This window comes from candidate division WOR-3 bacterium (genome assembly GCA_039803545.1).
Classification (GTDB): domain Bacteria; phylum Hydrothermota; class Hydrothermia; order UBA1063; family UBA1063; genus UBA1063.
In genome coordinates this window covers 523,554-538,907 of record JBDRYS010000001.1, presented here as the reverse complement: position 1 = coordinate 538,907, position 15,354 = coordinate 523,554, and the positions used below count along the sequence as shown (strand labels likewise).

Here is a 15,354-nt window from a genome sequence, read left to right as displayed (position 1 = left end):
TTTAAGCACCTATATGGAAGCCGGGCCACTCAACCTCGTAATCTTCGAATTTCTTTGCATAGTCTCTTTCTATTTCCAGGAGCTTGTAATGTGAAAGCTCAACGGTCGAAATATATTCTAAGGTTTTCCTTATCATCTCATCGGAAAACAGTTCCATCATAGATTTGTAAAACTCAGAGGCTTTTAGTTCTGCTTTCATTGCGATTTCAAGGACCTCAGAAATGGGTAACTTTTCGACCTCGGGTCCGATTTCTGGGAGTGGGACAGGGGATTTATCTGGGAGCGCTACTGTTTCGCCGGGAAAGTTTTGTGTGAACATTTTCTCGAAAAAGACTCTGTGTTTTTCCTCTTCCTTTGCAAGGAAATCGAATTTGTCTCTCAGTACGAAATTTGAGACCCTATTTTTCATTTTTTCATAAAGGTCTTTCGACTCCACTTCGCTTTTAAGCGCCGTAAGAATGATATCCTTTAATGTGTATTTGCTCAGATCCATAATGCCTCCTTTTCTTAACTTAATTATAACCTCAAAATTGTGAATTTTTACAGCAGGGTGTTTAAAATCTTTGCCAACTCCTGGGCGTTTTTTAACATTGCATAGTCATTGTTGAAAAATACATAAACCTTTTCAGGATTCGTCTCGAGGATTTTTGTAGCCACTTCTTTTAATTCCCTTTCTGAATATTCGTAGGAATACCACCTATCACGTCCATGCATTCTTAAATAGACAATACCATTTACATTGAAAATTGTCCTCGGTAAATTTGGTGCATCGACTGAAACCAATGTTATACCAAGGGATTTCGCCCAACCAATAGTCTCATCAGAAAACCATGTTAGGTTTCTTGGCTCAAGGGCAAACCTTTGACCAAGATTCGCAAAAGTGGCAAATTTCTGGATTTTATCAATTGAATCTATTTTGAGAGAGGGCGGAAGCTGAAAGAGATAAAAATCAACGCAAAGGTCAAGTGGTTCAAAAAGCTTTTTAAAATCTTCCCATATACCCAAAGATTCGTCGTTGAATTTATGTATATGGGTTATCCTTCGGGTGACCTTTACTGCCCATCTCAATTGACTACAAGTTTTTGACCAGCCTTTAACCTGTGACGGGAAGGGGAACCTATAAAAGGAGGCATTTAGTTCTACCGCGTTGAGATTGGAGTTCTTAATGTACCAATCTAAGGAATTACCAAGGTTCCAGGAATATCTCCAACCCGATGTTCCTATGAAAATTTGCATAAAAGAATTTTTAATCAAATTTTTCGTAAAGTAAACTGCTTGTTAATTTATTGGCGTACCTTGGCTCAGAAGTTCAGCCTCACTATCTCTCCGTACCTTGCCAGTTCATTAAGATTTAATTTGGTGCTGTCCCCCACTACGACAAGGGAAATTTCGTCGGGTTTTAGATACCTTTTTGAGGCCTCTTTAATGTCATCCAAGGTGATTTTGTCAATGGCCTTTTGCATTTTGACAAAGTAATCATCGGGGAATCCAAAGAGGCTTCTTAATGCAAGTCTTTGCACGTAGGCCCAATCACTTCTTATGGAAGTAACAGTTGAATTCAAAAAAGAGTCTTTGGAGAATTTAAGTTCTTCTTCCGATATTTGACCGTTCACCATTTGATTTATGGCGTCAAAGATATAGTAAATCGAGGTGCCCACCGCATCGCTCCGCGTAGCCGTGAAAGAGTAGAATCCTCCCTTTATGTTGCTCAAAATACTGAAATAAGCGTAAGTTTCATAAGCTAATCCCAGTTCATTCCTGACCTTTGAAACTATTTTGGAGTTAAAGCCACCTCCGAGAATGTCACCGAGTATAAATAATTTGAATACATCTTCAAAGTAGCCATTTGGAGCTTCGCCCACCAGCATAACATAACCTTGCTCTATGGGTCTCTGGCAGAAATAGACCTTCTTACCTTCGACAGGTAAAGCCTTTGGTGAAGTTAGCTCGAGGGTATCATTTAGCGAATCACTAAAAGCGAATTGTGCAAAGGCTTGTGGCCAGTCTTTAACGAAATCTCCAACAATGGAAACTGTTATATTCTTTGGCTGGAAGAGTGTTCTGTGAATTTTCAACAATTCTTCGCGGGTTATATTTAGTACTTTCATCGTATCGGGTGGACTTTCAAGGGTTGTGCCTTTGTATAAGATCATTGTGCTAAGAGTGTTTATCACTTCATCAGGGTCGTCAAGGGTTCTCCTCCAATCGTCCATTAATCTCGATTTTTCTACTTTCAATACCTTTTCGTCAATCCTTGGTGCGAAAAGGATTTCGTAAATAAGCTTTTCAGCGATGTCTTTAACCTTTGGATCGAAGGTAAAAGTAATAGAGCAATATTCATTCTCCGCACGGTGATTAATTTGAATAGCGTTGTACTCTATGGAGTCGATCAATTCTTCGGGGCTGAAACTTCTCGTACCGCCCTTTAGCATATTTCTTATTAGTAGTTCTGGGATTAGCCCATATCCCTCGGGTAGATAGGCTGGTCCACCTTTAACAAAGACGGTAACTTCAATGAGGGGAAGGGTATGATTTTCCTTAGAATAGACGGTCACACCCGAAGGAAGCACAATTTTGTTTATATCTTTTCCAACTTCAGGAACCTCCCACTTTAACGGTTTGAATTTCATTTTTTTGATTTCTCGTGACATCGGAGATTCCTGATTTCCACCGAAAACAAAAGAAAAGAGAAGTAAAACACCAAGCAAAATTCTAAACATCACTCACCTCCTAAGGTTACTATGGATGCATTGTCTTTTCTTAGGTACTTTTTAACGGCGTTTATTACGTCCTCAGACTGAATGGATTCAATAATTTCGATTTCTTTCTTGTAAAATTCAGGGTTGTTGAATAGCCTTACGCCCCTTGAGATCGTAAAGGCAAAGCTTAGAGGGTTTCTTTGCCTTGTTACATAATACATCTTGTAGTTATTCTTCGCCTTTTTAAGCAAATGCTCATCGATCCCGGCATTTTTGAGGGAATCTATGAGTTCGAATACTCTTTTTTCTAATGAATCCATTGAAATTCCTGGGGCAGGGTAGAGGTAGATGCCGAATAGGGAAGGACCTTTCCCGTCCCAATCTATGTTGAAAGAGTAGGTATTTGAGGCCATTCCTTTCTCCTCAAGGGACTTTTTCATAATTGATGCGTCGGATTCGCCAAATATAAAGGAGAAAATAGAAAGGGCGTAGTACTCCTTTTCGGGATAATATGGCCCTTGAAAGCCGATTGCTATTGTGGGTTTTCCATAAGATTTTACGCTAACACGCCTCACACCCCTTTGAGGAGGTTCCTTCGTATATCTTGAGATTTTGAGTTTTTTACCGCTCCAGTCTCCAAAGTATTTCTTAATAAGTTTAATATCTTCTTCTGGTTCCACATCTCCAACTAAAACGATGACACAGTTGTCAGGAGTATAATGGGTTTTGTAGTACCACATAACTTGGTAGGGCTTGACATTCATTATATCATCTTCCCATCCAACAACTGGCCACCTCAATGGCGATGCATAGTACACCGTAGCCATCAGAGCATCCCATATCTTATTGTAAGGATTGTTTTCTCCCATCCTCCTTTCCTCATTTACAACGTCCCTTTCGGAGTAAAATTCGCGTAATACGAGGTTTTTGAACCTATCCGATTCCACTTTGTACCACAATTCCTTTTTGTTCGATGGTAGCATTACATAATACTGAGTGCTAACCTTTGATGTGGATGCGTTCATCATTGAGCCGCCGTGGGATAGATAAATTCGCCAGATTTCTTCAGAGACTATATATTTTTTAAGTTCCTGTTTAATGCTGTCGATTCGCGATAACAAAACCTTCTTAGAAGAGTCGTCTTTTGCAATCTCTAACTGCTGGTAGAGCTCATCCAATTTGCGGTTCAGTTTTTCTTCTTCCTTATAGTTGGTGGTTCCCAGTTTTTTTGTCCCCTTAAAAAGCATATGTTCCAACAGGTGAGATGTACCTGTGAGTCCAGGGAATTCGTCGGCAGAGCCGGTATTGAACTGAATAAAGCCTAAGAAGACCGGGAGTGTCCTGTCCTGCACGAAGACCACTCGCAGGCCGTTTTCTAAGGTATACATAGTTATGGGTTTACCAGAGGTTGTAAGTGTTAGTAAAAGAAGTAAAATCCTCATTTAGCCTCCTTTTGCTCTAAATTATATTGTTTGTATCACGAACTATCTTTTAGGGCTATTCGATGGTTAATCATTATAATAAATTACAACAAGGAGGGATTATGGTGAATTTTGATGAACTCAAAAAAATTGCCGAAAAAATCGAAAAGGGAGAATATGAAAAAATTGAACCTTCGCGCCTTGCTAAGATGATTGACCACACGAATTTAAATGCTTTTGCAACGAAGGCTGATATCGAAAAACTTGTAAAAGAGGCAATAGAGTATGGTTTCTTTAGTGTCTGTGTTAATCCTGTCAATGTTAAACTGGCAAAGGAACTTACTAAGGGGAGCGAGGTAAAAGTTTGTTCTGTTGTGGGCTTTCCATTGGGCCAGAACACTATGGAATTGAAGATTAGGGAGGCCGAAAGGGCGGTAGAAGACGGTGCAGATGAAATTGATATGGTGATCAATATAGGTAAGCTGAAGGAAAGGGATCTTGACTATGTTTCAGCTGAAATTGCGGGAATAAAGAAAATCATAGGGGATAAGATTCTTAAGGTCATTATTGAAACGTGCTATTTGGAAGACGAAGAAAAGGTGATAGCAACGAAACTTTGTGCCGATAGTGGTGCCGATTTTGTGAAGACCTCAACGGGTTTTGGGAAGGGTGGTGCAACGGTGTACGATGTGTTAATTTTAAGCAATACTGCGGGTGACAGGGTAAAGGTAAAGGCTGCAGGTGGCATCAGAACCTACGAGGATGCTCTCAAAATGGTAAAGGCGGGAGCCTCCAGAATTGGCGCTTCAAAGAGTGTTGATATCGTCAGGGGGACAGGTAGTTCCTCAGGGTCACAGTATTAAGGAAGTTAACAGCTGCATCTGAGTTAATACTTTACCAGCCCAGCGATCAAAATGAGCTTTGATTAATTAGTGCCTTTATCCGTCTGGACTTTTAAAGTGCCTTTAATTTCGCATGTCGAGAAATTTCAAAACGGAAAATGTCGTAAAAAGGTTTCGATAATAGAACCCTATTTTTGTTTCTTTTCAGGCAACTGGATATTAAATAGTTGCCTTACTAAGTTGTCGTTTTCTTTTTCTAATTCCTCAATTTCTTTTTCTTTGCCTTCAGCTTTAAGCTCGTGGCATTTTTTGGAGATCTCGGCGAGTTTTTGGTGAAGCGGATTTTGGGGGTCAAATTTTGGAATGCCAACATGCTCCATCACCGAAGGTGTGCCAAAACCCCGACCAGCAGAAGAAAAGGATTTGATAAAATCGCGAACCGGTTTTGAGTTGATAATGGCACAGAGATAATGGGCTTCGGATTCGGAGTCAGTGGCAAAAAACGCTGAAGGATCAAGTACAACTACTGTTTTGTATCCAAATGGGGTTTTATGTTGAACGACCACGGCCGCATTTATATCGTTGGCTTGTCTTCTCCATACAACTTTATAAGGAGAGAATATATGCTTCCCGATATTACGCTCACCATAAAATGGGCCACCCACAGGTTCATGGAAATGCTTATAGAGAGCCATCTGCATTAAGATATCCTTAAAATTTAGCAGATAGCTGTAAGTTTTCGGCCACTTATTTTTCATTGTTGTCTCACTGTATGGAATTTGTGATGCTGGATGAGTAATTAAAACAAAAATTTCTGGAGTCGCTGACCATCTATGAATATCAGAACTTCTTATTGCAGGAAAAACCAAATCTTGCTCAACTATTGCTTCAACTTTTGGAATTTTGACTTTTCCCTCTTCGTTAAAATTTTCTATCAGTAAATCGCCATTCGATAGAACCTGTTTTACATTCAACCAAAATACTCCATAAGGGGAAACAACGACACCTATATTAGCTTGATAATAATTTTTACCTTGGATTTTTAGTAATTCTTCTAATTCTGATAATTGTGTTTGCCAAGGACCAACAAATGAACCAATCGGTTGCGCAATGAGTCTTTTCTTTTGTAAAAGCGGCAATACTTCATCTAATAATTTGTCAGTAGCAATTTTGCCAACACCTTTCTTTTTGGTCCAAAGAATATAAGGTACAGGGTATTCTGTTTTCTCTCCTTTTTTAAGAATAATTGCAGCGGTTTTATTAGCTGGTCCCTCGAATGGTTGGATAGAAACCAAATCGTGAGCCTTTAATACCTTTAGATATTTACCTTCGCCAAGTTGGAATCTTCTAAATCCCTCACCAGCACCTTTTGATTTAAAAACTTCTTGAGTTATAAGAAATCCTAATTTTGCGCCATCTTTTAAGTAATAATCAGCAGAAGTGTAAACAAAAAGCATTGAAAAATCTCTTCTGCCCCTAATGAGAACATTTCGTGTTTCTCCAATTTTAGTCAATCCATAATTCTCCCATAGATTTTGTGTAGCTTCTCTATATTCTTTCGATAAATATTGCCACATAATCCACGGCGGATTGCCGACAACAAAATCAAATTTGCCAGCGATCATTGGCGCAAAAGCGTTTTTCAGAAATCTTGCCCAGATGCCGTTTTTATTTTGTTTTTCGAGTTCTAAAATTTGATTATAAAAATCCCTTACAACTTGTTTATTGTATGGTAAAACTAATCCTTCTTTTTCGAATCTTTCCATTGCTTCATCAACCGAGTATTGATTCTTTACCATTTCTTCAACAAGCGGAGCAGCACGGTTTAATGTAAAACTATCTTTTACCCATTCCGCTGGTATCCTGAATTTTCCAACAGAGGTCGAGACAAGTAAAGATTCTCCGTAAATTTCTCTGGTTATCGTTGTTGGTGTTAAAACAGAATCACAAAGATAAATTGGAATCTCTATCGTTCCTCCTTTATCTAATACTTCATTCACTAAATCTCCCAAAGCAAACAGGTAATTTGTACGTGCAGCAATAACAGCCAGAGGATTCAGATCGAAGCCCCAGATATTGGCTTTTATGCTTTTTGCTATTTCTAAATCTGGTCGACCATTTTCTCTTCCCCACTTTATGGCTCTTTGTATTGCTAAAACTAAGAATGTCCCTGAACCGCAAGCTGGATCTAAAAATCTTTTGAAGTTATTTCCGTCATAACCTACCTCGTTTAGTAACAATTCCGCTAACCAATCGGGAGTATAGTACTCACCGAGGCGATGGCGGACTTCTTGTGGAACTAAATACTGGTAAAGTTTTTTGAGAAGATCTCGGGTTGAGATGGGCTCTAATGTGCTGGTCGCCGGTTCAAATTCAGAAAGGGTTCTGGCAGTTTCTCTTATTGCATCTCTTAATTCTGGCGAATCAAAAGCGTCAAGATACCAGCGGAAAAAGTCGCCTTCCAAAAAATTGGTAATCCCTTTTTGGGCATAAATTCCACCGTTCTCTATATCTTCAAGCTTTCTCTTGAGTTCGTCATCAGAAATATGGACGAGTTCGTAAGCGAGGGAAGAGCTAAAAGATGTTTCTCTTAAGGTTAAAATTTCTGCGGCGATAAGTTTCATTAGAAAGGCAAAGTAAGTATGAACAGAAAATAAAAGTTCTTGAAAATCGGTATCTTTGCCGACTTTGTAAAGTTTCGAGAGTGTTTCGTATTCTTTCCCTTGTTGGCCGCTGGTAAATTGTTCGCCATAAACGATACCAAATATTCTTTTCCATTCGTTAAAAAATGTTCTAATATGTGTTTGATTTCCCCAGTATTCTAAAGCGTTGGCAAGAGCAGAAACCATTTTAGTTGCCAGTTCACTTTGGGGACCAAATCTTTGTGCAAGGTTCTCAGCAGTAAGGGGAAGCCGCGATAGAGCCCTCAAATGTATCAAAAATGTTCGGGCACTTTCGGGATTAAAGTCATAGGGCCCTCGTCTAATAAATTTGGTTCTATCTATTGTTTTCCAATCGTTATCTTGATATTGAACAAAGAAAATCTGTTCACCATCGAAGCCCACTCCCACTAATTGAGTTAATTTTGTTTCTTTTGCTTCGTCTGATAAGTAATTTACCAACTGCTCGTAGGCATGCTCTACATTCTTCTTTGATGAAAATGATCCTGGAGGCTCGTATTCAATTATTACCTGCCCATGTACCGCATCGGAACGGCCGCTATAAACCGACTTTTCATATTTAGGGGTTGATTTTAGATTTAACTTTGACCTAATCGGTTCCAAAAGTTTTTCAAAGCCTATTCTTAAATCTTCTTCAGTTTTAGCTTCACGGAGTAAATTTCTTGTTTCAGAAACAAGACTATCAGCTAATTTAATGAGTGAATCGTGATTTGAATTTTGTAAAGATTTTTTGTCCATAGCCTTTTACTTCGTTAAATCATCAAAAAAAATAAGGTTCTTTGCTAATTTTTTGAATGTGTTAATCTGAAGGGTGGTGATGCCAGCAGAAGCCGACTCTTTCGCTGCCTTATAGGAGACAACAGCCGATTTAGGAAATCGGGCTTGCAAGAGGCCCTTTTGTTTTCGTAATTTTCTTATATTTTGGGCGATGTCCGATTTAACATTTGAATAAGATCTCATTGTTTTTTGATGATTTATAATACTATAACAGAGGCGAAAAATAAAATCAACGAAACGGCGTTCTCAGAACAGTTTGCTTGAAATTCTATAGTCTCTTTGAAATAAGGAAATTGGAAAACGGCACGCTGAACCTTTTATGCTCTCGATGCTAAAGGAGGCCGTTCACCAGCTGGACTTGCCAGGTCAGCAGCCCTGATGCCATTGGGGGATTACTACCCAATATAGTGTTACATGTATTTTTGAATAGTGACTTTTATGCACGATGCGACTATCTTGTTCGAACTAAAAACTTCAATTCAATTTGACCGCATACGGTCATTGTATTAATATTAAATGCTTAAAAGGAGGGCTGATGTACAAAACTTTACGTTACCTTATTATAACCACGATTTTCCTGAATTTCCTTTACGCGCAAGGGAAAATTGTGGGGAGGGTTTATGATGCGGTAACAGGAAAGGGCCTCCCCCTTGCCAATGTTCTAATTCAAGGGACTAAGATTGGTACATCCTGTGATCTCGAGGGAAACTACATTATACCAAAGGTTCCCCCTGGAGAATATCTTCTTGTCGCTTCAATGGTGGGATATAAGCCGCAAACGATAAAAGTTACTATTCGCGGTAATGAAACGAGGGAGGTCAATTTCTATTTGCAGGAAGAAGTTTTTAAAGTTGAGGAGATCGTCGCTGTCGGTGAGAAGCCTGCAATTGAAAAGGAAGTCTCGTCATCAAAGACTGTAGTGAGGAAGGAGAGGTTAGATATTATACCCTCAGAAGATGTAAAGGGAATCCTTGAAAAACAGGCGGGTTTTCAAGGACAGGGTACCGATATTCATGTAAGGGGTGGACGCTCGAACGAAGTTATGGTCTTAATTGACGGACTTCCTATCAAAGATGTTCTCTCTGGCAGTGCTTTTGGCCTTTATATTCCAAGTTCTGCTATTGAAGAGCTTGAAGCCTTGACTGGTGGGTTTAACGCCGAATACGGTCAGGCGATGTCAGGGGTAGTGAATCTGAGCTTAAGGGAAGGCTCATCACGGTTCACTGGAACCGTTGATTATGTAAGGGACAACTTTGGACAGTATAATGACCTATTGAGGATTAAGAACCACCAAAATAAAGATGTGCTTAATGTTAGTTTGAGCGGTCCAGAGCCTCTCTCTTTTGCCCTCAAAAATTTCTTGAAAGTTAATATTCCCGGTAATATCACTTACTATGTGAGTTTTCACTCTGACCTTGAAGATACCCATTTGCCCCATGCGGATAGCCTGTACACATCGATTTATAAAACCTGGAAGCTTTCACCACGGGAAGAAAACGACTATTCACTTCTTTCAAGAATTTCCTGGAAGGTCACGAACAATTTCCGCGTTTATTTTATGGTAAACAAATCCTTAGAAATCAATCAGGGTTATTACCTATCTTCTTCCGACTATCCCTTTGCCAATGGATTTCCTTATCGTTATATCTATAACCTTCAGAATTATCTAACCTTTACAAGAGATGCTATTCAGCAGGCCATTTCTATAAATCATGCCCTTTCCCTTAAAAGCTTTTACGACCTTAAAATTTCGAGGTTTTTTACGAATCTAAGAGCAGATGTGAATGGTAAACATTGGTCACAATACGTGGAAACCGTTGATACTATACCTCAGGATTTGTTCTGGGATTACGGGGATGCACCTTACTGGCATGACCATTATGTAGAAACCTGGACAGCGAAATTCGATTTTACTCGGATCTTCTCTAAGATCTGGAAGATCAAAACCGGCTTTATAGCTAATAGAAATGAATTGCAGTGGCTTGACATCCATTATCCCTGGTATGGCACACAAAATGGGCTTGGCCTCAACTACGACCTTTATAAGATTTACTCCTTTGATGGTGGTGCTTACGCCCAGACGGAAATAACCTTTGCAGGGATGATAGCAAACCTTGGAATTCGTGGAGACTTCTGGGTACCTGGTAAGTATGTTGACGATGCAGTCAAAAGAATCCTACAAGAACCTGATTTACCTCCAGCGATTAAATCCGAATATACAAAATATTTGAACGATAACGCTTCAATCCGGGGAAGGATTGTAAAGTTCCATGTAAGCCCTCGTCTTGGTTTCGCATATCCAATTACTGAGAATACAAAGTTTTTTGCCTCTTATGGCCATTTTTCTCAGCTACCCGATCTGAAGTATGTCTATTCTAAACTGGGGGTGAGGGCTTCATCCTCTTACGAACTTGTGGGAAATCCCAACTTGAGACCTACGGTTACCGTTGCCTATGAAATTGGTGTTGAACAACTTTTACATCAGAAAAGTAAACTAAAGGTTACCGCTTACTACAAGGATGTGTTCAATTATCCTACTGCGAGAAAAGTCCCTGGTATACCTCCCAATCCATCCTTCTGGATGTACTTTAACTCCGACTATTCACGCTCGGTGGGGCTCGAAGCAGACTTGAGTTATTATACCCCTTATCACATCTATGGCTCTCTATCTCTTACCCTTTCTCAAAGTAAGGGTAGGTCCTCTTCCTCTGAAGATTGGTACTGGAGTGGTGGCGTAGAAACGCTAAAAGAATGGTATTTGAAGTGGGATAGGCCCGTTAAATTTTATGGGGATATCGCTTATTCATTGAGAAAGGGAGAATATTTAAGGATCTCTAAGTTAAAAATAGATGATCTGCTCATTTCTGCTGGTTTGTCTCTTCAATCCGGCGTAAGGTACACGCCTCAGGATACCCTTGGAAATACAGGTGAGATAAACTCAAAACTCGGGCCTATGTGGAAGAGGGCAGATATAAAATTTGAAAAAGGTCTTTTCAAGACTGGAAAAGTAGATTTCCGATTTAAGTCAGAGATCCGGAACGTTTTCAACTGGCGAGATCATAGAATAATAAATCCTGTGACTGGCAGGGCGTATGAACCTGGCGACCCCCTTCCTCCAAGAACCACTCCTGAAAGCATGTTGAATCCAGCAAGATATGGCGAACCAAGGGAGATTTTTGTGGGGGTGTTGATAAGATGGTAAAAAGAATTCTTGTCCTACTTCTATTAGCAAGTGGATCACTAAAAGCCCTCACTATTTTCGAATTCTTAGGAGGGCAAAAGATAGGTACAACCACGATGGCATTTCTTAAGATTCCAGTGGGGGCAAAGCAAGGAGCCCTGGGAGAAACAGGGGTTGCCATTGCCAGTGATGCTACCTGCATGTACTGGAATCCATCAGCGATTTCCTTTATTCCATCGGGAAAGAGTACTGCTTTATTCTCTCAACGGTGGATTGCAGATGCTTACTATACTTTCGGTGGAGCAGTTTATGAATTTGGGAAATTCACAAGGGCGGGTATTATGCTCGGGAATCTTCACTCTGGGTACATACAGAGGACTGATGAGTATCATCCCTTTGGCCTCGGTACCTATTACAGAGTATCGAGTTCCTATGTAGGAATTTCCCTTTCAAGGAAGTTGATCGATAGATTTGCCTTTGGGATTACCGTCAAATACTTAAATGAAGTTCTTGACGACTATACCCAGTATACCGTTGCACTGGACGTTGGTACTTTTTACCTCATAGGTTATCGAGACCTTAGCCTCGGTATTTCCATCTCCAATATAGGGCCTGACCCTATTGTTAAAAGTCCAAATCCAGCGGAGACGCCTTCTACCTTTTCATTACCCGTGATATATCGTCTTGGATTTTATGGAAGCCCCTTTAGTACCTTTTATATTTCGGCACAGCTTGAAAAGAGTACTGACAATGTTGAAATCTTCAGGGCAGGCGTTGAATACATTATCGGTGAGGTTTTGGCTTTGAGGTTTGGCTACAGATTGAATGCCAATTTGCCTGGAGAATATTCTGGATTCACAGCCGGAATTGGACTCACAAAGAGCATTGGATTTAAAAAGGATATTCACATTGACTATGCGGCCACCTCTATGGGGTTTGCAGGGATTGTTCACAAGGCGCAAATGGGGGTGAATTTCTGATGAGATACTTAAAATTTGGTGCGTTTATTGTCTTTATTTTGGGCTTGAGTTGTGGGTATAAATATCCCCTACCACCAGAAAATCCAGGTTCATTACCTTACGAAGAGGATTACATCGAAGTGAGGAACACCTCCTGGGATAACCAGACCTTTAATGGGATAAGGGACATCATCGTGGGAAAGGATGGTTACATCTATGTTCTTGAAGCACACGCACTTTTAAAATTAAACTTTAACGGAGACCTTGTTGATACCTTTTATTCAGATTTTGTGAATGCAAAAAGTGTGGCTCAGGATGTTAGCAGAAATCTTTATATCACAGATTCTTGTATGATCTATGTTTTTGACAGAGATAAAAACCTTTTGCGAGTTATAAATTTTGCCGATACTTTGAAGCCCTATGGGATAGATGTGGATAGCCGCAAATACCTTTACATCACAGAGCCGGAACTTCATAAAGTTGTAAAACTCGATTCCCTCGGAAACTTTGTTGAACTTATTGCCTCTTATGGAAGCGGAATTTTGAGTGTTAATAACCCTCATGGGTTATTTGTTAACGAAAAGATGGGAGCTGTTATAGTGGCCAGCACAGGAAACAACTGGGTTGAGGCACTCTCCATAACAACTCCAAGGGTGAATATAGTTCACTTAGGTGGTACAACCCACGAAGGTGGTGATACGGCTGGAGTTTTCAATACACCAACGGATGTTTGGTCAGATACCCTTGGTAATATTTATGTTCTGGATTACGGAAACAATAGAGTGCAGAAGTTTAGGCAAACAGGGGAATTCGTGACGCAGGAAGGATTTTCGGTAGCGCCGGTGAGCCTCGCTACATCAAAGGATGGAGCCTATCTTTATGTTGCTTTTTCAAACAAGGTATTGAAGATGAAAAAACCTGAGCTTCCCCAAAATCCAGGAGGTGGAAAATGAAGAGGACATTATTTGGCTTATTGTTGACTTTTGGCCTTTTGAGTAGCAAAATCGTCTCCTTTAAATATACATCCATCGGTAATATGCGACTGAATGTTACGAATTTTGGCCTCTTTGGTACGAGCTTTTCGCGGTACATCGATCCCTCCACAGGGCAACCCTATCCTTCAATGGAATATCCAAAATTCAGCAAAATAGAAAGACTTTACAAGGGGGGACTTTGGGTAGGTGCAAAGACACCACTGGGTAAAACGGTAACAACAGGAGCGGTGGATGAGACCAGCGTTACACCAGGTTCAACCCAGGGGTTTGAGTTCCTTCCGTCACCCTCCATTTCCGACACGATTATTGAAAAGTCAAGTATTATAACATCGCCTTACTATTCCCCCGATGCCATTTCGGAGCAGGATTTTTACTGCTCTTATACGGATTACAGAGACTTCACCACCTTTCCACCGGAACATATCCCCCTGGGTTTAAGAGTTTCCCAAACGGTACTGGTTTGGAGCTATCCTTATATCGACGATGTGGTGATAGTGAAGTTTGTTCTATACAACGACGGCTACGCAGGTGACTGGGATAGCGTGTACATAGGATTTTATGGAGAACTTGCCTCAGGATCGAGGGACTTCTGGGGTGACGATTTTGGAACAACCCCTTATTTCCAACATAAAAGGCTGTTTTACGATCCTCAAAACTATCTTGTTTATGAAAGAAATGATGGATACGATAATCTGGCAACGGGCTATGGCGCCTTTAAGTTTCTCGGTATGTACTGGGATAGTGTACGGGTAGATTTTGACACGATGAGAGTAAGTTATAACTGGTGGACCTGGAGGGATATGAGAGGAACAGTTCCGGACACAATTAGATATAAAATTATGTCCAATGGCGAAAGAGACCCCGATGTGGACGATAACTATGTTTATACGAGGGGTTACCCAGATCCAATTCCACTACTTTCTGTCGGTCCTATACCCCATGTAAATATTGGCGATTCCATTGTATTTGTAATGGCTTTCATAGGTGGGATGGACTTGCAATCTTTGTATGAAAACGCTTCCTGGGCTCAAAAGGCCTTCGAAGCCAATTTTATTTTGCCTGCTCCACCCCCGTCTCCAAATCTTGTGGCAGTACCCGACAACAGAAAAGTTACCCTCTATTTTGACAATATACCAGAGTTTTCCCGGGATCCCTTCCCTCCCCATTTGAGGGACTTCGAAGGATATAGAATTTACAGGGGAACGACTTACAACATTGAAGATACATCCTGGAAGTTGGTTGCAGAATTTGATAAGACGCCAGATGATTCCATCAGGGATGTGGATCATTCCATAGGTTTCAATACAGGACTGCCACAGGTAGAGACAGAGGGTCTATTCAAAGGCTGGTATAAGTTTGAAGATACAGGGGTTAAAAATGGTTTTACCTATTACTATGCAGTTACATCCTACGATGTAGGTGATACTTTACTCGGCTTACCCAGTCTTGAAAGTTCTAAATTGCTAAATATGGTAAAGGTAATCCCTGGTACACCTGCAACTTCTGAGTCTCCTGTAGGCGTCTATCCTAACCCTTACCGATTAAGCTCGGTATGGGAAAAGGGGAATGAGAAGATTATAAGGTTTTACAATTTACCCAAGAAATGCACTATCTACATTATGAATGTTGCAGGGGATGTGGTAAAAACTATAAGTCACGATAGTGATTACGGTGAAGAAACCTGGGATTTGCTCTCCGATAAAAATCAACCAGTTGCCACAGGGCTATATTACCTCGTTGTCAAAGACGAAGACACGGGTAATGTGAAGATTGCAAAGTTTACCATTGTGAGGTGAGTT

The 15,354-nt window shown here is 40.3% G+C and carries 10 protein-coding genes; 5 read left to right on the top strand and 5 right to left on the bottom strand.

Annotation, left to right across the window (positions count from 1 at the left end):
• Position 1: 1 nt before the first annotated feature.
• The 4 genes from ABIM45_02420 to ABIM45_02405 form a co-directional block, all read right to left on the bottom strand.
• The gene (locus ABIM45_02420) at positions 2–493 is read right to left on the bottom strand and encodes a ferritin family protein (GenBank protein MEO0238766.1); all 492 of its coding nucleotides are present in this window, start codon (positions 491–493) and stop codon (positions 2–4) included.
• Between the two features lie 47 nt (positions 494–540).
• Positions 541–1,236, bottom strand: coding sequence for a DUF72 domain-containing protein (locus tag ABIM45_02415; protein ID MEO0238765.1), 696 nt, complete (start codon positions 1,234–1,236; stop codon positions 541–543).
• Between the two features lie 65 nt (positions 1,237–1,301).
• Positions 1,302–2,720, bottom strand: coding sequence for a pitrilysin family protein (locus ABIM45_02410; protein ID MEO0238764.1), 1,419 nt, complete (start codon positions 2,718–2,720; stop codon positions 1,302–1,304).
• Positions 2,720–4,141: a pitrilysin family protein gene (locus ABIM45_02405; GenBank protein ID MEO0238763.1), complete on the bottom strand. Its 1,422-nt coding sequence runs from the start codon at positions 4,139–4,141 to the stop codon at positions 2,720–2,722. The genes ABIM45_02410 and ABIM45_02405 overlap by 1 nt, the downstream gene beginning before the upstream one ends.
• Positions 4,142–4,329: 188 nt before the next feature.
• Here ABIM45_02405 and deoC point away from each other — a divergent pair, with 188 nt between their 5' ends.
• Positions 4,330–4,983, top strand: a complete 654-nt coding sequence (gene deoC, locus ABIM45_02400) for a deoxyribose-phosphate aldolase (GenBank protein ID MEO0238762.1) — start codon at positions 4,330–4,332, stop codon at positions 4,981–4,983.
• Positions 4,984–5,150: 167 nt separating this feature from the next.
• Here deoC and ABIM45_02395 read toward each other — a convergent pair whose 3' ends face one another.
• Entirely contained in the window at positions 5,151–8,381 is a 3,231-nt protein-coding gene (locus tag ABIM45_02395; protein ID MEO0238761.1) for an N-6 DNA methylase, read from the bottom strand.
• A 574-nt stretch (positions 8,382–8,955) separates the two neighbouring features.
• Here ABIM45_02395 and ABIM45_02390 point away from each other — a divergent pair.
• Genes ABIM45_02390 through ABIM45_02375 form a run of 4 tightly spaced genes read left to right on the top strand, consistent with a single transcriptional unit; the run spans position 8,956 to position 15,351 of the window.
• Complete coding sequence (locus ABIM45_02390; protein ID MEO0238760.1) at positions 8,956–11,622, top strand: TonB-dependent receptor; 2,667 nt, start codon at positions 8,956–8,958, stop codon at positions 11,620–11,622.
• A complete protein-coding gene (locus ABIM45_02385; protein ID MEO0238759.1) occupies positions 11,616–12,581 on the top strand; it encodes a PorV/PorQ family protein in 966 nt (321 codons plus the stop codon). Before ABIM45_02390 ends, ABIM45_02385 begins: the two co-directional genes overlap by 7 nt.
• Positions 12,581–13,513 (top strand): NHL repeat-containing protein, encoded by a 933-nt coding sequence (locus ABIM45_02380; GenBank protein MEO0238758.1) that lies wholly within the window; start codon positions 12,581–12,583, stop codon positions 13,511–13,513. Before ABIM45_02385 ends, ABIM45_02380 begins: the two co-directional genes overlap by 1 nt.
• Positions 13,510–15,351: a hypothetical protein gene (locus ABIM45_02375; protein ID MEO0238757.1), complete on the top strand. Its 1,842-nt coding sequence runs from the start codon at positions 13,510–13,512 to the stop codon at positions 15,349–15,351. Before ABIM45_02380 ends, ABIM45_02375 begins: the two co-directional genes overlap by 4 nt.
• Positions 15,352–15,354 lie beyond the last annotated feature (3 nt).